Annotated in this window: 22 protein-coding genes and 5 pseudogenes; 16 read left to right on the top strand and 11 right to left on the bottom strand. The window is 63.6% G+C overall.

The annotated features are described in order from the left end of the window. Positions 1–7: 7 nt before the first annotated feature. The 3 genes from H9529_RS20460 (at position 8) to H9529_RS20450 (ending at position 1,535) form a co-directional block, all read left to right on the top strand. Positions 8–364: a hypothetical protein gene (locus tag H9529_RS20460; protein ID WP_143033500.1), complete on the top strand. Its 357-nt coding sequence runs from the start codon at positions 8–10 to the stop codon at positions 362–364. Positions 365–480: 116 nt separating this feature from the next. Then, positions 481–1,218: a peptidoglycan recognition protein family protein gene (locus tag H9529_RS21025; RefSeq protein WP_218132125.1), complete on the top strand. Its 738-nt coding sequence runs from the start codon at positions 481–483 to the stop codon at positions 1,216–1,218. Between the two features lie 8 nt (positions 1,219–1,226). Continuing rightward, positions 1,227–1,535 carry a hypothetical protein gene (locus H9529_RS20450; RefSeq protein ID WP_092888296.1) on the top strand — a complete coding sequence of 103 codons (309 nt, stop codon included), beginning with the start codon at positions 1,227–1,229 and terminating at the stop codon, positions 1,533–1,535. A 313-nt stretch (positions 1,536–1,848) separates the two neighbouring features. On the opposite strand, the gene H9529_RS20445 is transcribed toward H9529_RS20450, so the two are convergent. Both H9529_RS20445 and H9529_RS20440 read right to left on the bottom strand, forming a co-directional pair. Beyond that, entirely contained in the window at positions 1,849–2,040 is a 192-nt protein-coding gene (locus tag H9529_RS20445) for a hypothetical protein (RefSeq protein ID WP_092888298.1), read from the bottom strand. Beyond that, a complete protein-coding gene (locus H9529_RS20440) occupies positions 2,021–2,359 on the bottom strand; it encodes a hypothetical protein (RefSeq protein WP_092888301.1) in 339 nt (112 codons plus the stop codon). Before H9529_RS20440 ends, H9529_RS20445 begins: the two co-directional genes overlap by 20 nt. A 335-nt stretch (positions 2,360–2,694) precedes the next feature. Here H9529_RS20440 and H9529_RS21185 point away from each other — a divergent pair, with 335 nt between their 5' ends. The 4 genes and pseudogenes from H9529_RS21185 to H9529_RS20425 all read left to right on the top strand — a co-directional run bounded on the left by H9529_RS21185 (position 2,695) and on the right by H9529_RS20425 (position 5,468). Next, positions 2,695–2,820: a hypothetical protein gene (locus H9529_RS21185; protein WP_256327042.1), complete on the top strand. Its 126-nt coding sequence runs from the start codon at positions 2,695–2,697 to the stop codon at positions 2,818–2,820. 34 nt (positions 2,821–2,854) lie between these two features. Continuing rightward, a pseudogene (locus H9529_RS20435) lies at positions 2,855–3,553 on the top strand (DUF3883 domain-containing protein); the annotation flags it as partial. 1,175 nt (positions 3,554–4,728) lie between these two features. Further along, a pseudogene (locus H9529_RS20430) lies at positions 4,729–5,214 on the top strand (YcbK family protein); the annotation flags it as partial. Continuing rightward, entirely contained in the window at positions 5,211–5,468 is a 258-nt protein-coding gene (locus tag H9529_RS20425; protein ID WP_092888304.1) for a hypothetical protein, read from the top strand. The pseudogene H9529_RS20430 and the gene H9529_RS20425, both read left to right, overlap by 4 nt. A 202-nt stretch (positions 5,469–5,670) precedes the next feature. On the opposite strand, the gene H9529_RS20420 is transcribed toward H9529_RS20425, so the two are convergent. Beyond that, positions 5,671–7,038: an ATP-binding protein gene (locus H9529_RS20420; RefSeq protein ID WP_092888311.1), complete on the bottom strand. Its 1,368-nt coding sequence runs from the start codon at positions 7,036–7,038 to the stop codon at positions 5,671–5,673. Continuing rightward, a complete protein-coding gene (locus H9529_RS20415) occupies positions 7,035–7,694 on the bottom strand; it encodes a response regulator transcription factor (RefSeq protein ID WP_092888314.1) in 660 nt (219 codons plus the stop codon). The genes H9529_RS20420 and H9529_RS20415 overlap by 4 nt, the downstream gene beginning before the upstream one ends. A gap of 144 nt (positions 7,695–7,838) precedes the next feature. Between H9529_RS20415 and H9529_RS20410 the strand changes: the two genes are divergently transcribed. The 7 genes and pseudogenes from H9529_RS20410 to H9529_RS20380 all read left to right on the top strand — a co-directional run. Beyond that, positions 7,839–8,162, top strand: a complete 324-nt coding sequence (locus H9529_RS20410; RefSeq protein ID WP_092888317.1) for a PepSY domain-containing protein — start codon at positions 7,839–7,841, stop codon at positions 8,160–8,162. After that, positions 8,155–9,510: a ferredoxin reductase family protein gene (locus tag H9529_RS20405; RefSeq protein WP_092888320.1), complete on the top strand. Its 1,356-nt coding sequence runs from the start codon at positions 8,155–8,157 to the stop codon at positions 9,508–9,510. The genes H9529_RS20410 and H9529_RS20405 overlap by 8 nt, the downstream gene beginning before the upstream one ends. A 178-nt stretch (positions 9,511–9,688) precedes the next feature. Further along, positions 9,689–10,048 (top strand): hypothetical protein, encoded by a 360-nt coding sequence (locus H9529_RS20400; protein ID WP_092888323.1) that lies wholly within the window; start codon positions 9,689–9,691, stop codon positions 10,046–10,048. 44 nt (positions 10,049–10,092) lie between these two features. Then, on the top strand, positions 10,093–10,563 hold the full coding sequence (locus H9529_RS20395; protein WP_092889168.1) for a DUF2271 domain-containing protein: 471 nt from the start codon (positions 10,093–10,095) through the stop codon (positions 10,561–10,563). Positions 10,564–10,574: 11 nt separating this feature from the next. Beyond that, on the top strand, positions 10,575–12,779 hold the full coding sequence (locus tag H9529_RS20390) for a PepSY domain-containing protein (protein WP_092888326.1): 2,205 nt from the start codon (positions 10,575–10,577) through the stop codon (positions 12,777–12,779). Then, the gene (locus H9529_RS20385; RefSeq protein WP_092888329.1) at positions 12,760–13,755 is read left to right on the top strand and encodes an FAD:protein FMN transferase; all 996 of its coding nucleotides are present in this window, start codon (positions 12,760–12,762) and stop codon (positions 13,753–13,755) included. Before H9529_RS20390 ends, H9529_RS20385 begins: the two co-directional genes overlap by 20 nt. Further along, positions 13,752–14,117, top strand: a pseudogene (locus H9529_RS20380) (heavy metal translocating P-type ATPase); the annotation flags it as partial. The gene H9529_RS20385 and the pseudogene H9529_RS20380, both read left to right, overlap by 4 nt. 86 nt (positions 14,118–14,203) lie before the next feature. Here H9529_RS20380 and H9529_RS20375 read toward each other — a convergent pair. Beyond that, positions 14,204–14,401: pseudogene (locus H9529_RS20375) on the bottom strand (IS66 family transposase zinc-finger binding domain-containing protein); the annotation flags it as partial. A gap of 10 nt (positions 14,402–14,411) precedes the next feature. Here H9529_RS20375 and H9529_RS20370 point away from each other — a divergent pair. Continuing rightward, positions 14,412–14,681, top strand: a pseudogene (locus H9529_RS20370) (transposase domain-containing protein); the annotation flags it as partial. A 45-nt stretch (positions 14,682–14,726) separates the two neighbouring features. Here H9529_RS20370 and H9529_RS20365 read toward each other — a convergent pair. The 3 genes from H9529_RS20365 to H9529_RS20355 are packed head-to-tail and all read right to left on the bottom strand — an operon-like array spanning position 14,727 to position 17,293. Continuing rightward, positions 14,727–15,344 carry a dihydroxyacetone kinase subunit L gene (locus H9529_RS20365; protein ID WP_092888332.1) on the bottom strand — a complete coding sequence of 206 codons (618 nt, stop codon included), beginning with the start codon at positions 15,342–15,344 and terminating at the stop codon, positions 14,727–14,729. Positions 15,345–15,346: 2 nt separating this feature from the next. After that, entirely contained in the window at positions 15,347–16,345 is a 999-nt protein-coding gene (locus H9529_RS20360) for a dihydroxyacetone kinase subunit DhaK (protein ID WP_092888335.1), read from the bottom strand. A 21-nt stretch (positions 16,346–16,366) separates the two neighbouring features. Then, entirely contained in the window at positions 16,367–17,293 is a 927-nt protein-coding gene (locus H9529_RS20355) for a dihydrodipicolinate synthase family protein (protein ID WP_092888338.1), read from the bottom strand. A gap of 218 nt (positions 17,294–17,511) precedes the next feature. Between H9529_RS20355 and H9529_RS20350 the strand changes: the two genes are divergently transcribed. After that, complete coding sequence (locus tag H9529_RS20350) at positions 17,512–18,285, top strand: IclR family transcriptional regulator (protein WP_092888341.1); 774 nt, start codon at positions 17,512–17,514, stop codon at positions 18,283–18,285. Positions 18,286–18,367: 82 nt separating this feature from the next. Here H9529_RS20350 and H9529_RS20345 read toward each other — a convergent pair whose 3' ends face one another. The 3 genes from H9529_RS20345 to H9529_RS20335 are packed head-to-tail and all read right to left on the bottom strand — an operon-like array spanning position 18,368 to position 21,367. Then, entirely contained in the window at positions 18,368–19,360 is a 993-nt protein-coding gene (locus H9529_RS20345) for an NAD(P)-dependent oxidoreductase (protein WP_092888344.1), read from the bottom strand. A gap of 5 nt (positions 19,361–19,365) precedes the next feature. Continuing rightward, entirely contained in the window at positions 19,366–20,259 is an 894-nt protein-coding gene (locus H9529_RS20340) for a dihydrodipicolinate synthase family protein (protein ID WP_176847030.1), read from the bottom strand. Positions 20,260–20,290: 31 nt separating this feature from the next. Beyond that, positions 20,291–21,367 (bottom strand): mandelate racemase/muconate lactonizing enzyme family protein, encoded by a 1,077-nt coding sequence (locus H9529_RS20335; RefSeq protein ID WP_092888350.1) that lies wholly within the window; start codon positions 21,365–21,367, stop codon positions 20,291–20,293. Between the last annotated feature and the right edge of the window lie 11 nt (positions 21,368–21,378).

Below are 21,378 nucleotides of genomic sequence, written 5' to 3'. Positions count from 1 at the left end.
ATTTGTGGTGCAAATTTTGGAGCAAATCATGCTGTGGGCCGGGCTGGTTCTGGCTTGGGCGTCGGGCGAGGCCGGTCGCATCTTTGTGGCCGGGGGCGCGGGTAGCCTGACGCGCTGGCTGTTTTCCGAACGTCGCCGCATCCGTGATGGCGCGGTGCAAGTGATCACGGGGTCACTGCTGGCGCATTACATGTGGCCGTGGACGCTGGCGGTGATGACCGTTGCTCTGCCGTCTTTGGGTGGCGAACCCGACTCCAAGGTGATGGCAGGATTCGTGTCCGGTCTGGTCGGTATCTCTGCGGCGAAAATTGCACTGGCGATGATCGAGGCGCGGGCAGGAGGGCGCGACAATGGCACACCGTAACGACCAGAATGATCAATGCCGCCACCCGTTCAAGCGGTTGGCGCGCGAGGAAGCCCGCACATGGTTGGTTGCGGCTGGAATAGTCGCGATCTGGATATGGGTGTTGTGAAATGGGCATGAACCGATTGACATGGCATCACACAGGCGGCGGGTATGTGCCCAATGCCATTGATCTTGCGGCATATCATGGCGTCATTGACGGTGACGGGGGCTTTGTCCAGGGGCTGCACCAGATCGAGGCGAACGCGCCCGGCCAAGCCATGCGGCCCGGCGCCTATGCTGCGCATACCGCCCGACTGAACACCGGCAATATCGGAATTTCTGTCGCTTCCATGGCGGGCGGTAAATGGGCGGATCCGCGCGCCAGCCGTGCATTCCCAAAGCCCGAACAGATCGACGCACTGATGAATAACAGCGCGCGGTTGTGCGTGGCATATGGCATCGCCCCGGATCCGCGGTTCACGCTGACCCACGCTGAGGTCGAGCCGACACTGGGCGTAAAGCAGCGCCAGAAGTGGGATTTTGATTATCCGGTCGGCTTCGTCAAAACCAACACGCGTGATCCCGTCGCGATCGGCAATGAGCTGCGCCAGGAGTTGGCATATCGGATCAAGCACATGGCGAACCGGCCAGCGCCTATCGCGCCTGCAACCGCGCCGCGCCCGATCCTGCGGCAAGGCTCACACGGCAACGACGTGCGGCTGCTGCAAGCCAAGCTGGGCTTGGAAGCCGATGGTATCTTTGGCCCTGAAACCCGCGCTGCTGTGGCTGCCTATCAGAAACGCACCAACCTGCTGCCGGATGGCGTGGTTGGGACCATGACATGGGACAATTTGCTGGGCGCCGACCAATGAGCTTGCGCATGTCCGCCTACGCTGTCGCCGCAGTGGCCGTGGCTGCCAGCTACGGCGCGACGTGGTGGCACGGCTTGTCCACCGGCATTGATCGCACTGAAGAACGATACCGCGCCGCCCAGGACAAGGTGCAGGCTGATCTGTTTCGATCCGCCGAGGCGCTGTCTATCCGGGCGCTGGAACTGGAACAACTCGACGCGGACCTTTCCGCCCGTGCCATGGAGGCCGAAGATGCTGCGCGCCGTGATCCTGATGTGTGTCGTATTCCCAGCCCTGACAGCCTGCGACGGCTGGAGGAGCGTTGGGAAGGGCGTTGAAGTCTCCGACCTGCCGCCCGCAGCCCGGCTGGAATGCAAATCCCCGGCCGCATTTCTGCGCGCCGGGGATTTCGAGATTATCGCGGGCCGGATGGGCGACGAGCTGATCAGGTGCGAACAGCGCCGGGGGCTGGCCGTTCAGGGCTTTGACGGGGTTCGGGATGCAGTTGCCACCAAGTAATAAGCAAATTCTCTTGATGTCAGCATTGCTACCCGCTTCCATGTCGGGTCATTTAGTGCTCGCCAAATGAGTGCATCTGATGCCTTCATTGTGCCATGAATTATCACACTCCAAGCCCTACGCAGCATATCCTCATTCATCCCCCAGCGCCTCCCGCGCGATCCGCTGCGCCTCTGATGCGATTGGAGTGGTCGTGATCCGACGCAGGGCGGCGCGCATCACTTCCGGGCTGGCCGGAGTTACCTTATTGGTTTCCGGCCTGCCAAGCGGTCCACCATCAAACCCACCGGCGTTGTAGACGTCTTCAACCTGCTTGCTTGGCATCGTCGTGCGTCTCCTTCCGCTTCACGTCCTTGCGCCGCAGCAGGTCACCCAAGGCCACCAGCATGCTGTCGGTATCGGTGAAGGCGCCGAGGCTGTTGCCCATCATCATGGAGTTTCTGGCATGCGCCGCCTCGATCACCCAGCCGCCGTTACTCATCCGCCGCAGGCCAATACTATCGGTGACCAGTGACGCGTCCATCTGGCCCGCAGGCGCGGTGTGGACTGGTTCAGGCTGACCCCATTCGGATGAAGGCTTGTGCTGAACATAAAACGCGCCCTGCCCGGTCTTCACCGCGTCCTCGACCTTTTCCCGTTCCATTTTGCATCACTCCTTGCTGCACATCAGAATGAAAAAATAGATATTTTTAGTTTAAATACAAGCCATAACGTTTTGGTATGACGGACACCCCATCCGCCACATTCAGATACTGAATCCGACCATAGGCCCCGATTGGGGCCTCTTTTTTTTGTTTCAAAGGGCGTTGGCAGGGCCATCCGCCCTTCGGAGACAGGGAGCTTGACGCAGAACGGGTCTCCGAATGGCCTGCGTCTCTCTTCAAGCGCCCCTCGACGGCCATGGGACGGCGAAAAACATCTGCGCATTTCCAATGGGTTGCCGCGTTCATGGGTTCGCCCCGTTCGTAAGATAATCCGGTGACGGAGACCGACACGAAGGCGCAGGGCGGTCAGAAGGACGGCTCCGTGGCGGCCGATCACCAGGCCGCGGCGCTGGTGCATGGGGCCAGCGACAGCAGCGAAAACCCTGCCGGAAGTCTCTGATGACAAACACACTTCGTGCCCATAGCCTGGCGCAATGTCGAACGGGCCCTGGACGGATGAAGAGAACGACCTGATCGTCGCGGATTACTTCGCGATGCTCGCCGACGACATCTCCGCGCGCCGCTACAGCAAGGCCGAACACCGCCGGGCGCTCCTGCCGCTGCTGAACGACCGGTCCGAGGGATCGGTCGAGTTCAAGCACCAGAACATCAGCGCGGTGCTGAAGGGCCTCGGCGAAGACTGGATCCCCGGCTACAAGCCCGCGTTCAATTTCCAGATGACCTTAGTGGATGCCGTTGCCCGATGGCTGGCGCTGAACCCCGCCTGGCTCGGGCGCCAATCTGGTCTGCAACCGGCCGCGGGCCTACGCGAGGCGGCGCAGATCTGGATCGGGCCGCCACCGACGCTGTCGAACCAGCCGCCTCCGCAGGAGCTGAACCAGATGCTGCACATCGCCCGTAAGTTCGATGTGGCTGGCCGGGACGAGCGCAACCGGGCCCTCGGCCGGGCGGGCGAGGAGCGCGTACTGGCGCATGAGCGGGCGGCCTTGCGGACGGCGGGACGGGACGATCTGGCGCGCAAGGTGCGCTGGGTGTCGGAGGAGGATGGAGATGGCGCGGGTTACGACATCGCGAGTTTCGCCCTGGACGGTCTGCCCCGGCTGATCGAGGTCAAGACGACGAACGGATGGGAGCGCACGCCCTTCCACATCACCCGCAACGAACTGGCCGTGGGATCGGGCTTCGTCATGCGTTTCTCCGGTGAGTTGGAGTTGCATGACGGCATTGGTCTTCGGGATAGTGTAGGCAACGTTCTCCAGTATTGTCAGATACTTCGCGCTCATCCTGCCCGAGCAGCCGAACCAGACCGAGCGCCAGCAGGCCGCACAGTTCGGCGCGGCGCTCGGCGGCGGTCATCTGGTCACGTGGGAGCGGATTGGGGCGTTTCATGTCTCGTGGCCGTGTTCGGTGGTGTCGTTACCGATCAAAAGCCACCCGGCCGCCCGAGACGGGACAACTCAGTGGAACGGGATGCCGAAATGCGAACAGGGAGAGAACATCAGGGCTTGCCGATCACGGATTTGTCCATGATTATCGCAGGTTGAATCAATCGAGAGCAGTAGTTCATTGAGGTAAGTTCATGGCGCGCAAAGCATCCCCAATCGGTCCCCATGTTCTGGCGCTGATCGAGGATGCGCGCGTCGACCTCGCCCGATCTGCCCTTGCCGTGCGAGAAGGCGACAACGAGCCGGATTTCAAGTTATCCGTGGACGTTCCCGATCTCACCGACGAAGAAGCGGTCGAGGCGTTTCGGCAAACACTTGTCGAGACGCTATCGGATTTCGACCGTGATGACCTGCGACCTGCGGAGCAGCGATCACGAAGGATCCGAGCCCTCGCAGAGAAAAAAGGCGTCACCTCTCTCACCACGATTGTCGATCAACAGCTCGACAACACCCGGTCGCAGGAGTTTCACCGACAGCCGGATGAACTGTGCAGAAGCATCTGGGCCTATCTCCATGAACGCGAAACATTCGAGGATGCGGAGAGCTTTCACTTCGCCCGGCAGTTTCGCGACCACGGCAAGCTCTACGACGCTTTCGAGGTCGAACTGGAGAACCAGGTAGCCCTCGATGCAGCGGCCATCGACGAAAAGGCGCTGGCGTCCAAGATCAAGGGCATGCTCGAGCTGAAGCCCGAGATATCCTGCACGGTCAAGGCGCTTGATCTACCTGCCACCGATACGCACCCTGCGTCCATCATGCTGATCGTCCGGCATGGTGGCCCGCTTTCGAGCGTCTACGATCATCGGCAAGACGGACGGCGGGGAACCATCTACTACCGCCCGCCGAACGAGGCGACGCTGATCTACACGCCCTCGATGCGGCAGATCGAGGTCTGCGCGGACAGCCCCGAGCACAACCGCGCCGTTGGCGGCGCGACCCGGTCGAAGCATCTCGACGGCGCCGCCTTCGACATCGCCATGGCGAACCACGACCCGGTAGCCTGCGAGGCGGCGGCGCGCGAGGTTGGGTTCCTCGGCTTCGGCTTCTATCCGCGCTCGGGATTCATCCATGTCGATCTCGGGCCCGCTCGCCAGTGGGGCGAGCGCTTCCCAATCCAGGCGACAGCTTTCGCGGCTGAAACGCCGCCTGCGCGCGAAGTGCTGGCCGACAGCCGCACCATGAAGGGCGGCGGGGCCGCCGGTGTGGCTACGCTGGGCGCCGCGGGCGTCGAGGTCGCTCAGAACGTCCTGGCCGAGACGCAGTCCGCAATCCTGCCGCTCCTACCATATCTCGACACCCTACGCTGGGTGTTCATCGCGGTGGCGCTCGGTGGGATCGCGGTCACGATCTACGCGCGGCTCGACGACTGGAAACGGGGGCAGCGATGATCGCCACGTTGCTCGGCGGGATGGTCGCCAGCCCGTGGATGCGGGCCGCCCTCAGCTACGGAGCCATCGCGCTCTCGGTGCTCCTGTTCCTGCTCGCCCTTCGGCGATCAGGCGAACTCACGGGTCGCCTCGCTGAACGCCTTGAGACCACGGAGAAGGCCCATGACGTCCAACGCCGGATGCTGGAAGCGGCGGCTCGCTGTCTTCGTGATCGCAACGAGCTTGCTGAGCGGCTGCGCGACGGTCAGTTCTGACGGCAGCGTGCCAGGGGCGTGTCCGCCGGTTTTCGAGTATAGCCGCGAGCTCCAGGCCCGGGCGGCCGAGGAACTGGCCCTGCTGCCGCATGGTTCGGCCATTAGCGAGATGCTGAGCGACTACGCTGTGATGCGCGACCAAGCGCGAAGCTGCTGAGCTTCAAAATCGAAATCGGTAGGTGCCTTGCCTGTTCGCAGATGTTCAGTGTTTGGACAGGCCTGACCGCGACGAAGCAATGGAATCGTCTATAGGCAGTTTGACGGACGCTTCAAAACCCGAAGCAGCGCCGGGACGCGGGGATCTCAGAACCAGCGGGCTTTCGATGCGATCCGCGATGGCGGCGACAATCGCGAGACCCAGCCCGCTGCCATCTCCACTTGCGCCCGCGCGCTCGAAGCGGGCTGTGAGACGGTCCAGAGTTTCAGGTCGCAGGACGGGCCCGTCGTTCGCGACGATCAACTGGCCATCCCGCGTCAAGGTCACATCGACCGGGGCCGCGTCCGAGCCATGACGCAGAGCGTTCTCCACGAGGTTTCGACACAGGATCCCGAACGCGTCGGGATCGAGGTCCGACATCACCGGTGCCTCTGGCAGCGTCAACAAGATGCGGCCAGGCGATCCAGTTCGGGCGACATCCTCGACCACCAGTCGCGCAACGATCCTGAGATCGGAGCATCGATCCAAGCGAAGCTGTCCGCCTTCGGCCCGCGCGAGTTGCATCAGGCGTTCGGACAGCCGGGTCAGTCGCTTGAGAGTGGCTTCTATTTCGGCCGCCCGCGCCCTGGCGGCCATGTCGCCAGTTTCCGACTGCAGGCGCTGAGCCTGCGCGATGGCGCCGGCCAAGGGCGTGCGCAGCTCATGCGCGGCGTTCGCGGCAAAGCTTCGTTCGGCATCAAAGGCGGCCTTCAGCCGGTCGAGCAGCCTGTTCAGGGTGGCTGCCACAGGAGCGATTTCGGATGGAATGTCACCGCCTGGAACGGGTGACAGGTCCCGGGCATTGCGCGCATCCAGTCGTTCGCCGAAGCGTCGAAGGGGTGCGAGGCTCGCCTTTACGGCGAAAACGATGGACAGCAACGCCAGGGGCACCACGATCAGCAGGGGTAGCCCAAGACCCATCCGTATCTCGCGCGCGACGGAGCCGCGGTGCTCCAAGGGTTCCGCGACCGTGATCCTGATCGTCCCCTGGAGCGCGTCTTCGTTGTAAAGGCGGTGGGTTGCGGTCAGGCGGAAGCCCGGACCGTCGTAGGCCGGAAAAACCGCCATGTCCGCAGTGTGCGACTGAAGCAGGATGCGCCCTTCGGCGTCACGCACGATGTAGGTGAAGAGCTCGTCATGCTCGCGGATGACGCCGAGCCGCTGCGTGAGCCCATCCTCTTCGCGCCCGACGATATCCACGACGGCCAGCGGCAACAGGCGCTGCGCAGTCTCCTGCAGCGCGGAGTCAAAGACCTCGTCCATCTCACCCCGCAGGATCAAAGCCGTCACGGAGGCGGCAGCGATCCACAGCACGGTCAACAGAATGCCAAGGAACAATCCGAGCCGGGCCTGAAGGCTCGCGGGCCACCTCATGGCTTGCCTAAGCGGTAACCCATGCCGCGCTCGGTCTCGATGAATCGTGGCCCGAGCTTCTTGCGCAGGCGGCTGACATGGACCTCGATGGTGTTGCTCTCCACCTCGGAGTCGAAGGCGTAGAGTTTCTCTTCCAGCTGCGCCTTCGACAGAAGCTGCCCTGGGCGGGACAGAAGCGCCTCGAACAGCGCCCACTCGCGTGCGGTCAGCGCGACCGGCTTGCCATCACGATGAATGCTGCGCGCGGCAAGGTCGATCTCCAGCGCGCCATGGCTGATGATCGGGTTAGGATTGCCGGTGTAGCGCCGGGCAACCGAGCCGATGCGCGCCGACAGTTCCGACAGGTCGAACGGCTTCACGAGGTAGTCGTCGGCCCCGGCATTCAATCCATCGATCCGGTCCGACACCTGGTCGAGCGCGGTCAGGATGATCACGGGTGTCACGTCGCCGCGCGCGCGCAGGGTCTTGAGAAAGCCGATGCCGCGGCCATCGGGCAGCATCAGGTCGAGCAGCACGAGATCGTAAGCGGCACCGGCCATGGCATCTCCCGCCGCATCAAGCCGCGTGACCCAGTCTACCGACTGACCGTCGCCTGCGATCTGGTCGCGCACGGCAGCGCCCAGAACCGTGTCGTCCTCGATCAGCAGAATGCGCATGTTGGTCCCGATCCTTTCCCGATGACCCTCCATGACTTGTCTGGCTGACGCAAAGCTGACACCGCCGGGCTCCGAGCTTCAGGCTCCCGTCAGCTTCGCCGCGCATATGTTGCATCAAGAGGCGTGCCAGCAGGAGTTTGCCCCATGAAGAAGACATTGACAATTCTCGGCTTTCTCGCGGTCTTCCCGGCGGGGTTAGCGCTTGCCGATGACGACTGCTTCGTGCCCATGGCGGACTGGCAGCCGAGGGATGCCGTTCAGCGCCTCGCCGAAGACAACGGTTGGTCTGTGCGCCGCATCAAGATCGACGACGGCTGCTACGAGATCGACGGCCGGGATGCCGAGGGGCGCCGGATCGAGGTGACGGTTCATCCTGCCACGCTGGAAGTTATCGAGTTCGAATACGAAGACGATGAGGACGAAGACGATCGCTCTCGCAGGGATCGGGAGCAGCGAAGCGATGACTGATCTGGCGCAGCTCGCAAAGAACGTCACCTTGGGGCCAGTCCAGTCGTCAATTTGTTGGACCACTGCTGTTGGCAAAGTTCTAAATCTGTCTGGCCCCTTGCTGGTCGCCTCGCTTTGCGTTCTGGCGGGGCTGCTCGGCTTCACTACGTATGCTTCCTACGGTTCAGATGCGGCCATCGGGATTGCCGTCGGGGCGGCGGCGGTGGTCGCCATGAGCCAGACCCTGATCCTCGCCGCACGACCGCGTCTGTTGGAGCCGTTATTCGGTGGGCTCGACCGCATGTACCGGGTCCACAAGTGGTTGGGTATTTCAGCGATGGTCCTGATGATCCTGCACCAGCAGATCGAGCCCGATTTCGAGCGGACGGTGCGCGAGACCGGGCTGGGGGAGCTGGCCGAGGAGGCAGGGGAGTTCGCCTTCAATGCGCTACTCGTGCTGATCGCGATCAGCTGGTTCCGGCGCTTGCCGTTCATTCCACTGGAGATCCCTTATCAGATCTGGCGTTTCAGCCATCGGTTCATGGGCGTCCTTTTCTCCGTCATCGTGTTCCATCAGTTCTTCGTCGACATGCCGACCGGGGTCGATCCGTCGCTGTCGGTGATGCTGAACACGTTCGGGCTCGGTGGAGTGATCGCCTGGTTGCATACCGAATTCGTCGCACCGCGCCTGCGGCGCAGGGAGTACACGGTCAGCGACATCAGCCGACATGGCGACACCACCGCGTTGACGCTCAGCCCCAATGGGCGGGCCATGCGCTGGCGGCCTGGGCAGTTCGCCTTCTTCCGCGCGCCGGAAGCGGGTTTTTCCGAACCGCACCCGTTCACGATCGCCAGCGCCCCACGCCCTGACGGCGCGCTTACCCTGTCAATCAAGGGGCTGGGTGGCTGGACCCGGCGCTTGCCTGACGCCCTTCGGACCGGGATGAGCGTGCAGGTCGAGGGGCCCTATGGCCGGTTCGACTTCCGCAAGGGTGGCGCGCGCCAGATCTGGCTTGCGGGCGGCATCGGCATCACGCCGTTCCTTGCGTGGGCGGAAAGCCTGACCGAGGCGGAGCGGCGAAACATTCACCTCGTTTATTGTGTCCGCACTCCCGAAGAGGAGATTGGGGTGGAGATCCTGCAAGCGGCAGCAGCTCGCAACCCGAGGTTCAGCTATCAGGTGGTGGCGACCGAGCGCGATGGACGCCTGACGGCCGAGCGTCTGACCGGTATGGTGCCCTTCGCGGTCCGGGGTGCCGATCTGTGGTTCTGTGGCCCGAAGGGCCTGAAAGACGGGATCCTGAAGGGTCTGAAGGCGCTGGACCAGACGCCGCGACGCGTCCGTTTCGAGCATTTCGAGTTCGCCTAACGCTCAGACCATCAGTTCTGCACGAACCATGCGTCACCCGTACCCAGCTTTTCGCCCCGCCAGATCGGCGGGGCGTTTTTTTCCTGACGGCAAGCTGAAGCAGGAATCGCAGGGCCGTCAGGAAGGCCTCAGGTCAGGTCTGCATATCGGTCTCATCAAACGAAAAGGAGACCCTCCGATGCGAAAGACCCTCACTCTTCTTGCCGCCTCCACCGCGCTGACCGCCGTGATCGGCACCACCGCGTGGAGTGCGATGAACGCCACCCCCGATGGGAGCCCTCAGCCCTTCGCGGCGATCTTGCAGGACGCAGCGCAGTCCTTACCCCTCATCCTCGCCAGCGACGACGATGACGACGACGAGGAAAACCACGGCTCGCGGCGTGATCACGACGACGATGATGACGACGAAGACTGCGACGATGATGACGATGACGACTGCCGCGGCGGCGCTCCCAATCCCGCGCCCGCTGGAACAGTTGCACCCCCGCAGAATGGTCTCTTCGGAAGCGGCGCCCCGCCGCAGGTCCAGGTGAACTGAGCCGCCCCATAGCAACTCTCCGAACAAGGACCGATCCGATGAAATTGAAATCTCTTCTCGCAACGCTCGCGCTCACCACTGCGCTGACGCTTCCCGGCCTCGCCATGGCAAGGCCGGTGACGCTCACCACGACCCTTAACAATTACGGTGGCGATGGAGCCTATCTCGCGCTCTACGTCACCGACGCCTCCGGCGCGTACATGGGCAGCCTGTGGATGGCGGGAGACAAGTCGAAGTACTACGAGCACCTGAGCGACTGGTACCGCGCCACTTCCGGCGACACCGCGCAGGTAAACGGCATCACCGGCGCCAGCGTCGGCGCGGGCCGCACGCTCGAGATCACGCTCGATCTCGCCGATGCGCTGTTCGATGCAGGATACACCCTGCACATCGACGCGGCCGTCGAAGACATGCGCGACAGCCCCAACGAGGTAGCGGTCCCGCTGACGACGACCGGCGCGGGCACGCCTGTGACCGGGCGTCGCTATGTCGCCAGTTTCGCCTACGACATGTGAGGAGACAGGCCATGATCCGCGCTCTTCATCGCTGGCCGGGTCTTCTGGCCTTGGCTCTCATCACGGTGCTGACGCTCAGCGGCGCTGCGTTGTCGGTCTTCCCGGCGGCCGAGCGCCTGACCGCGCCGCAAGCAGCGACGAGCCTGACTGTCGGAACGCTCGCCGAACGCATTCAGGGCGCCTATCCGGGCGTTGAACAGATCCGCCGCGCGCCCTCGGGCCGGATCACGGCCTACTGGTTCGATCAAGGCACGCCCGGTGCCGCCGTGATCGACCCTGCCACGGGTCAGGGCGTGGCCTCGGCCGACCCCAACCAGACTCAACGCTGGCTCACCAACCTGCACCGCTCGCTGTTCCTCGGCGATGGCGGGCGCATCGCCATGGCTGCGGGCGCCGCGGCGATGCTGACCCTCGCGCTTTCGGGTGTCCTGTTGGTCACCCGGCGTGTGGGAGGCTGGCGGCACTGGTTCGCGCGGCTGCGCGGACCCCTTGCTGGCCGGCTGCATGTCGAGATCGCCCGCATCGCGGTGGTCGGCCTTGTCCTGTCGTCCACCACCGCTTTGTGGATGACGGCGTCCACCTTCGATCTGCTTCCCGGTGGCGGCGTGCCAGCCATGCCGGTTGAGGTGAGCGGCGAGACTGGGTTCGCACCTGGTCAGATGCTCCTTCTGGTGGAGACGCCCGTCGCCGAGCTGCGGGAGTTGAGCTTTCCCTATCCCGGCGATGCGACGGACGCCTTCACGCTAAAGACCGACGGCGGGACCGGGTATCTCGATCAGGGCACCGGTGCGCTGCTGGCCTGGACCGACCTGACCGGGTGGGAACGCGTGTCAGAGACCATCTACATGCTGCACACCGGACAGGGTGCGGCGACGCTCGGCCTCGTTCTGGGCCTGATGGCGCTCGGCGTCCCGGCAATGGGCGTGACCGGCGTTTTCGTCTGGCTCGCGGGTCGGAGGGGGCGGCCGCGCATCCGGGGCAATCAGCCCGCGGGACGCGCCGAGACGATCCTGCTCGTCGGCAGCGAGGGTGGCAGCACTTGGGGTTTCGCCGCGACGCTCCACGCCGCGCTGACGAACGCCGGGCAGAGAGTGCACGCAGCCCCCATGTCCGCCTTCGCGCCGGAACGTTATGCCGCGGCCAACCGGATCATCGTGCTGGCCGCAACCTATGGCGACGGCGCGGCGCCTGCCTCGGCCAAGGGCTTTCTCGACCGGCTGGCAGCAGCCGACCACGCACCCGACGCGCCGGTGGCCGTGCTCGGCTTCGGCGACCGCAGCTTTCCGGCTTATTGCGCCTTCGCCAATGCTGTCGCGGCAGCGGCGCAGGCGAAGGGCTGGCCGCAGCTCATGGCCATCGACACCATCGACCGTCAGTCGCCGCAGGACTTCGCCCGCTGGGGCCGCGCCCTCGGAGACGCTATGGGGGTCGATCTCGATCTGTCCCACCAGCCCGTTCACCCGGCAACCGAGACGTTGACCCTCGTCTCGCGCCGAGACTACGGCGCAGAAGTGCAGGCCCCGACCGCGATCCTGCGCTTCGCCCTGCCGCGCGCGACGCTCTGGTGGCGGCTCGTCGGGGTCGGGTTCGCCCGGTTCGACGCAGGCGACCTGATCGGCATCATGCCCGAAGGGAGCTCCGTGCCGCGCCTCTACTCGCTCGCCTCCGCGCGCCGCGATGGGTTCGTCGAGATCGTGGTGAAGAAGCAGCCTGGCGGACTGTGTTCCGGCCAACTGACCGCGCTGGAACCCGGGCAGACCGTCACCGCATTCCTGCGCCGCAATCCGGGGTTCCAACCGGGCCGAGGCCAAGCGCCGCTGATCCTGATCGGCGCCGGAACCGGCATCGGCCCATTGGCGGGTTTCGTGCGCGGTAACTCCAGGCGGCGGCCCATCCACCTCTTCTTCGGGATGCGTCACCCGGACAGCGACTTCCTCTACGGTGAAGAGATGCCCGTCTGGCAGGACGAGGGCCATCTGGCCCAGCTTGTCACCGCCGTCTCGCGCGGGGCGCGGCCGCATTACGTCCAGGACGCGCTTCGCAATGAGGCTGCCGAGGTGGCCCGCCTGATCAGAGATGGCGCGCGGGTGATGGTCTGCGGTGGGCGCGACATGGCTGCGGGCGTCGCCGACGCGCTGGCTGAAATCCTTGCTCCCACCGGGCTCTCGCCCGCAGTGCTGAAAGCCGAGGGACGTTATGTCGAAGATGTGTACTGAACCGATGCGCCATGCCCTGAACGGTCCAACCATGGGCACGCGCTGGTCTGCGCTGTTATTCGCGCAAGCTGGTTTTGATCCGGCGCCGGTTCGCGCAGCGCTGCAGGCCGCCGTCGATGAGGTGGACGCGCAGATGTCCACCTGGAAGCCCGACAGCAATCTCATGCGCCTGAACGCGGCGCCGTTGGGCGCGTGGGTGGCGGTGCCGGATGGGCTCGGGCGGGTTCTGCGACTCGGGCTCGAGATCGGCCGTGCCTCTGACGGAGCCTTCGATATCGGCATGGGCGATGTGGGGACCGCCTGGGGTTTCGGACCTCTTGCGGCGACACCCGCCCGCATTCGTACCGCGATGAGGACCGACCGGGTTCCAACGCATCAAGCGTTGGAGATCGACGCGGGCAGCGGCCTTGTCCGAAAAACGTCCCCGGTTGCATTGGACCTGAACGGCATCGCGAAGGGGTATGGCGTCGACCGGCTGGCCGAGACGCTGGCGGCGTATGGCATCGACGACGCACTCGTCGGCATCGACGGCGAGATGCGCGCGCTCGGGCTTCGGCCCGACGGGCAAGCCTGGACCATCGCGGTCGAGGCCCCAAACGCGGATCGCCGCGCTCCCCATTCCATCCTGGCGCTTCAGGACGCCGCCGTGGCGACATCAGGGGACTATCGCCACTGGGTCGAGGTTCAGGGCCGCCGCCTGTCGCACACCATGGACCCAGATCGCGGCGCGCCCGTGCTCGCGTCGCCAGCCTCGGTCACGGTCGTCGCGCTGACATGTGCCGAGGCTGACGCCTGGGCTACGGCGTGCATGGTGAAAGGAAGCTTGGAGGGCGTGCAATTGGCGCGTAGAAGCAACCTGAGCGCTCTCTTCATTGATCGTGAGGGCGATCTGCTTCGCGAAACGCGAGTTGGACGGCTGTTCGAACCCCGTCCAGGCCCCGAGCGCGTGGTTGACGCCGGGATAAGCACCAAATGACAGCATTGTTTCATGATCGTCTGAACGTCGCCCTGTTGGGTTTTGCTTTGCTCGGTCTGGTGTCCGGCCTTGTATTCTGGCTGGTGGGGCAGCTGGATTATGCCGCGATAGCGTGGACGGCAGGTGTCATTCCCGTCCTTGCGGCGCTCTTCGTCGAAATCGTGCGCAGCCTCTGGAAGGGCGAAGTCGGGCTCGACATCGTGGCGGCGCTGTCGATGTCGGCAGCACTTCTGTTCGGCGAGACGCTGGCTGCGGCGGTGGTCGCGCTCATGTATTCGGGCGGCACCTTCCTCGAAAGCTTCGCACAGGGTCGTGCCCGGCGCGAGATGAGTGACCTTCTGTCCCGCGTGCCCCGGGGCGCCATCGTCGGAAGCCAGGTCGACCACGGTTGAGCCTCTGATCGAGATTGCGGTTGGCGACGTCATGATCCGCCTTGACGCGGGCACTTCGGCGGCGCGGATTGGGTGACGCCATCTGTGCAGGCGCGGCAGGCATATTTCGGGCGCACGGTGACGATCACGCGCAGCTGGGCCGGCACGATGTCCAACCGCTCGGTGCGATCCTCGCCGATCTTGTGCATCTGCCCGCAGCCGCATGGGCACCTCAGGCTATCGGGCTCGACCACCTGCTCGATGCGCGGCAAATGTTAAGGCAGGTTCCTGACCGATGGCCGGGTCGAGATCGATTCCAACAGCGTGGAAAATCTGATCCGCCCGATTGCGCTGAATCGCAAGAATGCTCTGTTCGCGGGTCACGACGAGGGCGGAAAAGCCTGGGGTCGCATCGCGTCGCTCATCGAAACGTGCAAGATCAATGGCGTCGAACCCTTCGCCTATCTCAAGGCCATACTCGAGGCCATCGCTGCCGGGTATCCCCAAAACCGCATCGACGATCTGCTGCCCTGGAACTTCACGCCATCAAACTGAAATAGACGTCGTCTCCAGCCACCGCTTACGATGTGTTCGGAACCTTTATTCTGCGATCGAGCACGTCAACGCATGCGCCATTTCCCGCAAGGCCACCATGCCGGGGTCGTCGAGGCCGATAGTCCTGTCTCCGAAAATGCGCGCCCGACCGACCTTTGCGGGTTGATCGCGGAAGGTGTCCAGTGCCGCGTTGATGCCCTTAACTGCGGCAATCGCCATGGCGTCGGGGTCGCTGGCCTTCGTGGCCTCCCGCGCGGCGGCGTCCAGCGCGTCGAGCACTGTCTTGTCACCCAATTGCGCCTTGCCGCGCGCCGACATCGCCGCGCATGCGGCGTCCATCAAGGTCGGTACTGTCGCCCAGTCCAGCGCGGTTTCGCCGCGGGTGGCTTTCGCCGCGCTCATCAGGCTGGTGGCGAGCAATGTCCCGAAGCTGGAACTGGAGACCTTGGAGACCGCTGACGCCATCATCATGAAGGCCTGACCCAGATCTTCCGGCAGATCTGGCGCGATGCCGTCAAGTTCGCGGAAAGCCTTGATCAACGTGATGCCCAGATCGCCATCGCCCACCTGACCGTCAAGTTCGGACAGGGCGGCATGCTGGCCTTCCAGATGCGTGCGGATCACCGCGATGCCGTGGCGAAGGGCGGGCGTCGTCAGTCCCATGGTCACACCTTCCAGAACGCGCACTCCGCCGGGGCGGCTAGAAATCCGTCCAGCGTGTCGTCCAAAGGCAGCAGCGTGAGCGAAACACCCGCCATTTCCATCGAAGTCGCGTAGCGCCCGACGATCCGGCGAGTGGGCGTGATACCCTCCGCTTCAAGGCGATCTGCGATGCGGTTATACAGAATGAATAATTCTTCCACTGGGGTGGCCCCAAGACTGTTCACCAGCACCGCGACTTGTGCCCCGCGCGGGAGGTTCAGGTCTGCTAGGATCGGGTCCAGCATCGCATCGGCAATTTGATTGGCAGTTTGCAATTTGCCCCGCATCACGCCGGGCTCGCCGTGGATGCCCATGCCGACTTCCATTTCATCCTCGCCCAGCGAGAAGGTGGGCTTGCCCGCCTGCGGCACGGTGCAGGAGGACAGCGCCACGCCCATCGTGCGGCATCCGTCCGCTGCGCGCTGCGCGACCTCGGTCACGCCTGCCAGGTCCAGCCCCGCTTCGGCGGCGGCACCTGCGATTTTGAAGGCAAGGACCATGCCTGCGACGCCGCGCCGTTTCTCACGCTCGGCCAAGGATGCGCTGGCAACGTCATCGGCCAGCAGCACTGTGGCGCAGGTGATCCCGTCCATTTCGGCAAGATCACCGGCCATGTCGAAATTCATTACGTCGCCGCCATAATTGCCATAGAGGCGCAACACGCCCGCGCCCGTATCCGCCGCCCTTATTGCAGTGGCCATCTCATCCGCCGAGGGCGATGCAAACACATCCCCACTGGCCACCGCGTCCAGAAAACCGGGACCGACATAGCCAGTGAAGATGGGCAGGTGGCCCGACCCGCCCCCTGAAACGATACCCACTTTGCCATTTTTTGGGGTTTCGGCGCGCGCGATGACGCGCGTTGTGCCCTCGACCAGTCGGTAGTACTGGGGATAGGCGCGAACCAATCCTTGCAAAGTCTCGTCCGCATAGGCGAAGGGATCGTTCAGGATCTTTTTCATCGGTCACCTCTGTCGATTGGATCAGGCTACTTTCGGCAGTGTCATCGCATCGGCACGTTTCAGCGCGGCGGCGATACGCTCCAGCTGCTCATCGGGCACCCGGTTGAAGGGCGCGCGGCAAGGACCGACATCTCGGCCATCTTGCATGTTGATGCAGGCCTTGACGCCAGCGGGCCAGTTATAGCGGCTGATCTGGCTGCATACATCGGTTATGGCGAAGTGCAGTTGCTGGGCGTAAGCGATATCGCCGGTCTGAACGGCGTCCCAAAGCGCCAGGCAGTGGCGTGGCAACAGCGCGGCCGCGCCCGAAACAGACCCTGTCGCACCGATAGCCAGCCCCGGATAGAGTAACCAATCATGCGCCCAGGTCACCGAAATCTGGTCGCCGATGGTATCCAGCAGCGCCGTCAGCGTTTCAAGCGACCCGCCGATGGATTCCTTAGTGGCGATCAACCCAGTTTCATGCTGGTTCGCCGCCATGCGCTGCATCAGCGGGACGGTAACCGGCGCGAAGGTCAGCACGTTGTAGACCATCGTGGGCAGGCCTGATTCCTTGTGAATCGTGGCGTAGAAGTCATAGATCCCCTCATCCGAGCAGATCTGGTAGATGGGCGGCGTCACCATTACGCACTGGGCGCCTGCATCGCGTGCTGCCTTGGCGCGTTTCACCGCCTCGCGGGTTGATGTGGTGATGATGCCTGCCATGACCGGCACGCGGCCTGCGGCGGTGTCCTGCGCAGTCTTGACCAGATGGCCTAGGTCTTCGGCATCCAGTGCGTGGCCTTCGCCTGTCGATCCGCCGACGCAAACGCCCGTCACACCCAAAGAGATGTTGTAGTCGATTTCGCGCCGTAGAGCGTCGAGGTCGAGCTCTTCGTCCTTTGTGAATGGTGAAACTACCGGGGGGAAAATTCCGACTATGTCTTCTTTCGTCAGAAGTTTGGGCATGACGTGTCCTTTTGTACCGAGGTTGGGGCGAAGCGGCTGGCTTCTTGTGCTCTACTTTACATATGTTCGGATACCGGTCAATATGTTCGCAATGTGAATATCAATATTTGGGGCTTGGCATTTCCCCGGTGCTTGGCCAAATAGAGTAAGCGCCGATGTCAGTCCGCAAATGCGGGGGTAGCCGGATTGAAAATCTCTAATGCATGTCGGGTGGAGCGATGAGCGCTGACAACCTCAAGAGCCTGGCCAAGATGATGGCGATCCTGGATTGTTTCTCGACGATAGATCGAAAGCTGTCCGCGGCAGACATCGCCGCGCGCACCACGATCCCCCGCGGCACGGTTCATCGGATATTGCGGACCATGCGCGATCTGGGACTTGTCGAACAGGGGCGCGACCGAGATCAGTACCGGCTGGGCATGAAACTGTTCGAGCTTGGCACGACTGTGCTGGCCAATATGGAACTGCACCGCGAGGCAAGCGCCACCATTGAGGCGCTGACGCGGGCCACAGGCGAAACCGTGCATCTGTCGGTGTTTGACGGCAAATCCTCGACCGTCATCAACCGCACAGACCCGGATGGGGTTCGCGTGAATACATTGTTCGTGCTGGAATCTTCGCCCGCGCATGCGACCGCCTCTGGCAAGGTTGCGCTGGCATTCCAGTCGTCTGAGGCGATTGACCGCTTCATTGGGCGGGGGCTGCCGCGCATCGCGCCCAACACGATCACTGACCCACAGGCGCTGAAGGATGATCTGGCGCTTATTCGCGCCCGGGGTTTTGCCATCGACGATGAAGAGCTGGTTCCCGCGACAAAATGTGTCGGTGCCCCGATCCGCAATGTGTCTGGTGCAGTGTTTGCAGCGATCAGTGTCAGTGGGCACCCCGACCGGTTCACGCCGGATCGTATCTCGGCCTATGCCGACCTGGTGCGGTTTCACGCTCAGGCGGTGTCGCAGAAGCTGGGATATCGGGCTGAAGGCGGCATGTAGATCTGATGGAAAAAGCGGGACGGACATCCGCCAACGGTGTAGCAGAGACTGGCAAAGGACGCCGCGCGCTGTGCATCTGGCCTTACTTGGTATCATTGTGGCCGTCCTGCGGGGCAGACAGGATTCGGACAAGCGCGCGTTCGGCGGACGCTGCGATGCGGGCTTCGCCCTGACCGCCAAGACCCGCAATATGCGGGGTCAGGAGGGCATTGGGCGCCTGCCATAGCGGACTGTCTGGTGAAAGCGGTTCATTCGCGAAAACGTCAAGGCCCGCGCCGCTCAGATGCCCGGAGGCCAGAGCCTCGGCCAGTGCCGTTTCATCCAAAAGGCCGCCGCGTCCGACGTTTATCACGATAGCGCCGCGGCGCATCTTCCTGATCACGCTGCGCCCGATCAAACCTTTTGTGTCGGCGGTCAGCGGCAGGCATAGCACGACGACATCTGCCGCGCTCACCTCGGCGTTCAGTGCGGACAGGGGGGCGACGCGGTCGAAGGCATCGGTTTCGGGTGGCGTGCGGTTCAGTCCGGTGATCTGCGGGCCAAAGGGGCGGGCACGGCGCGCCACCTCCTGCCCGATTTGTCCACAGCCTATAATCAGCAACTGCGCGCCTTCGAGCGTGCGCAACTGTTGCGCGCAGTCCCGGTCGTCGATCCATTCTGCGGCTTTGCCAAACCGGTGCAGGCCCCGCAGCAAGCTCAGGATCAGCGCAAGCGCATGTTCTGCAACTGTTGTTGCCAGCGCGCTGCCGACCCATGACATTGTGACATGCGTGGGGGGGTGCCAGTGGGCAAACCCCTCGCGCCCGGCCGACAGGATATGCAGGGCAATGCGGCGCGGGGCGGCGGCTTCCAACGCGGCGCACAGACGCTGCGCCATCGCCGGGCCCGGGTCGGTCAGAAGCACCAGATCGGCGTTTTGGATTGCGTCAAGCAGCGCATCGAAACTGTCGATGCGATGATAGGCAACGTCCACCCGCTGCATGGCCCGCGCGATCTGCTGCGCCGCCAGTTCGGTGCGCGCGTAGTGGACCACGCGCACCATGCGGCAGGGCGGCAGATCAGGCGGGGGCTGCATCGGGTTCAGCTGCCGATAGCAAGCAAGGCATCCGCGGCGGCGGTGACTTCGGGCATCTGGTCAAGATTCACCATGTCGAGCGGTGCGCGCACTGCCGCCATAGTCGCGTCTTCGCGGCTGCGGGCAGTCAGGGCCTTCACTGTCGGGACAACTGGATGGCGTGCGATGCAATCATAAAGCGTGCAGACGGCTGAAAAAAGGTGTGCATCATCGCCTTTGCTCGCAACAAGGGCCGACATCTGGCGCGGTGCGATATTGCCGAGGCCCGAAATGGCACCTGCGCCACCCAGCTTGATGGCGCGCGGCAAAAAAATCTCATTGCCGACGAAGACATCCAGGTGTGGGAATGTTCGGATACTGCTTTCCACATGCGCCCAATCGGGTACGCTGTCTTTCAGGCCCGTGATGACGGGACCTAAGCGGTCGGTCAGCCGCGCGATTACATCTTGCGAAATGGCAACGGATACAAGACCCGGAATGTCATAGAGCATCAGACGCAGGCGGGGATCATCTGCGCCCTCGACCGTGGCCGCGATAAAGCGGAAGAGCCCCTCATCTGAGACGCCCTTGAAGAAAAACGGTGGCAATAGCAACTGGCGCGCGCAGCCTGACCCCAGCGCATGACGAGAAAGCTCGATCGTGTCGGGCAGTGCGGCGGCACCGATGCCCACCATGATCTGTTCAGGGTCGATCCCGGCAGACAGAAGGGCGTCGAGACCTGCCTTGCGTTCGGCGACAGAGAACGACTGTGCCTCGCCCAATGTGCCAAAGAGGACGACACCTGCGGCACCCTCAGACAGCATATCTTGGGCCAGTCGCGCAAGGGACGGCAGGTCCAGCGTGCCCCCTGGTGTCAGCGGTGTGACCAGTGGAACGTGGAGAACGGGTGTTTTTGTCATGTTTACCTCGGGGGTGTACGGGCGGCTTGAATCAGCGGACGAGATAGCGATCCCAGGCATCTTGTGTGAAGGTTACGCCATGGCCGGAGCGGTCAGGCACCAGGATATGACCTTCCTCGACGGTAAGGCCGTGTTCCATCAGATCATCCATGAAGGGATAGTATTCCACGTAGGTGGCGCGCGGCAGCGCTGCGGCCAGATGAATATGCAGCACAGTCATGAAATGCGGTGCGACGGCCAGGCCAAAGGTATCCGCCAGTTCGCCGATGCGCAGCGCCTCGGTAAAACCGCCGACGAAACAGAGGTCGGGCTGCAGAACATCCAGCGCGCCGGCAGAGACAAAAGGTGCGAAATCGCGGCGGGAATGGAAATGCTCGCCCGATGCGATTGCCATGGGTAGCTGCGCGCGCAGACGGCGGTAGCCTTCAATATCCTGCGACAGCACGGGTTCCTCAAACCAGTAGATATCCAGATCGCCAAGCTGCTTGCCCAGCCATAGCGCGGCGGGCAGGCTGAGGCGTTCGTTCGCGTCGCATAGGATGCGCGGTGCCGGTCCGATGGCGTTGCGCACCGCGCGCACGCGCTCTACGTCGCGGTCAGGCTCTCGCCCGACGCGGATTTTCACTGCATCGAACCCTTCCGCGATATAACCTGCCGAGGTTTCGATCAGATCGTCAATCGGCAACGAGGGACTGGCCTTGCCGCTGCCATAGGCAGGCACGCGGTCGCGCCGTTTGCCCAGCATTGTGGCCAGCGAAACGCCCCGCTTGCGCGACCGCAAGTCCCATAGGGCCACGTCGATGGCGGCGATGGCCATGGAGGCGATGCCATGTCCCAGCCGGTGGGTGCGGTGGAAGAGCTCTTCGTTCAGGACCTCGACTTCATCGGCGTCACGCCCGATAAGCTGGCCCAGCAATACGACATCCAGCAACGCCTTGATGGCCTCGCCGCCGCCGTAATCAGAGGTGAAGGTCCAACCCGTCCCCTGTTCACCATTTGCATCGGTGACAGTGACGCCGATCAGTTCAAAGAACTCGTCACTGCGTTCGGCCGCCAGCCGGTTCGAGGGGAACCGCAAAATCCAGCTTTGCGCGGTACGAATGGTCATAGGTATGCTCC

The organism is Roseicitreum antarcticum (assembly GCF_014681765.1).
GTDB lineage: Bacteria > Pseudomonadota > Alphaproteobacteria > Rhodobacterales > Rhodobacteraceae > Roseicitreum > Roseicitreum antarcticum.
The sequence above is the reverse complement of the archived record's forward strand: the minus strand, read 5'-3'. Positions and strand labels throughout refer to the sequence as shown.

Excerpts from the sequence above, each read along its gene's own strand:
- H9529_RS20340 (WP_176847030.1), bottom strand. The coding sequence starts at position 20,259 with ATGACAAAAACACCCGTTCTCCACGTTCCACTGGTCACACCGCTGACA.
- H9529_RS20350 (WP_092888341.1), top strand. The coding sequence starts at position 17,512 with ATGAGCGCTGACAACCTCAAGAGCCTGGCCAAGATGATGGCGATCCTG.
- H9529_RS20415 (WP_092888314.1), bottom strand. The coding sequence starts at position 7,694 with ATGCGCATTCTGCTGATCGAGGACGACACGGTTCTGGGCGCTGCCGTG.
- H9529_RS20450 (WP_092888296.1), top strand. The coding sequence starts at position 1,227 with ATGTCCGCCTACGCTGTCGCCGCAGTGGCCGTGGCTGCCAGCTACGGC.
- H9529_RS20405 (WP_092888320.1), top strand. The coding sequence starts at position 8,155 with ATGACTGATCTGGCGCAGCTCGCAAAGAACGTCACCTTGGGGCCAGTC.
- H9529_RS20335 (WP_092888350.1), bottom strand. The coding sequence starts at position 21,367 with ATGACCATTCGTACCGCGCAAAGCTGGATTTTGCGGTTCCCCTCGAAC.
- H9529_RS20365 (WP_092888332.1), bottom strand. The coding sequence starts at position 15,344 with ATGGGACTGACGACGCCCGCCCTTCGCCACGGCATCGCGGTGATCCGC.
- H9529_RS20410 (WP_092888317.1), top strand. The coding sequence starts at position 7,839 with ATGAAGAAGACATTGACAATTCTCGGCTTTCTCGCGGTCTTCCCGGCG.
- H9529_RS20440 (WP_092888301.1), bottom strand. The coding sequence starts at position 2,359 with ATGGAACGGGAAAAGGTCGAGGACGCGGTGAAGACCGGGCAGGGCGCG.
- H9529_RS20425 (WP_092888304.1), top strand. The coding sequence starts at position 5,211 with ATGATCGCCACGTTGCTCGGCGGGATGGTCGCCAGCCCGTGGATGCGG.
- H9529_RS21025 (WP_218132125.1), top strand. The coding sequence starts at position 481 with ATGAACCGATTGACATGGCATCACACAGGCGGCGGGTATGTGCCCAAT.
- H9529_RS20390 (WP_092888326.1), top strand. The coding sequence starts at position 10,575 with ATGATCCGCGCTCTTCATCGCTGGCCGGGTCTTCTGGCCTTGGCTCTC.
- H9529_RS20385 (WP_092888329.1), top strand. The coding sequence starts at position 12,760 with ATGTCGAAGATGTGTACTGAACCGATGCGCCATGCCCTGAACGGTCCA.
- H9529_RS20420 (WP_092888311.1), bottom strand. The coding sequence starts at position 7,038 with ATGAGGTGGCCCGCGAGCCTTCAGGCCCGGCTCGGATTGTTCCTTGGC.
- H9529_RS20445 (WP_092888298.1), bottom strand. The coding sequence starts at position 2,040 with ATGCCAAGCAAGCAGGTTGAAGACGTCTACAACGCCGGTGGGTTTGAT.
- H9529_RS20345 (WP_092888344.1), bottom strand. The coding sequence starts at position 19,360 with ATGCAGCCCCCGCCTGATCTGCCGCCCTGCCGCATGGTGCGCGTGGTC.
- H9529_RS20355 (WP_092888338.1), bottom strand. The coding sequence starts at position 17,293 with ATGCCCAAACTTCTGACGAAAGAAGACATAGTCGGAATTTTCCCCCCG.
- H9529_RS20360 (WP_092888335.1), bottom strand. The coding sequence starts at position 16,345 with ATGAAAAAGATCCTGAACGATCCCTTCGCCTATGCGGACGAGACTTTG.
- H9529_RS20400 (WP_092888323.1), top strand. The coding sequence starts at position 9,689 with ATGCGAAAGACCCTCACTCTTCTTGCCGCCTCCACCGCGCTGACCGCC.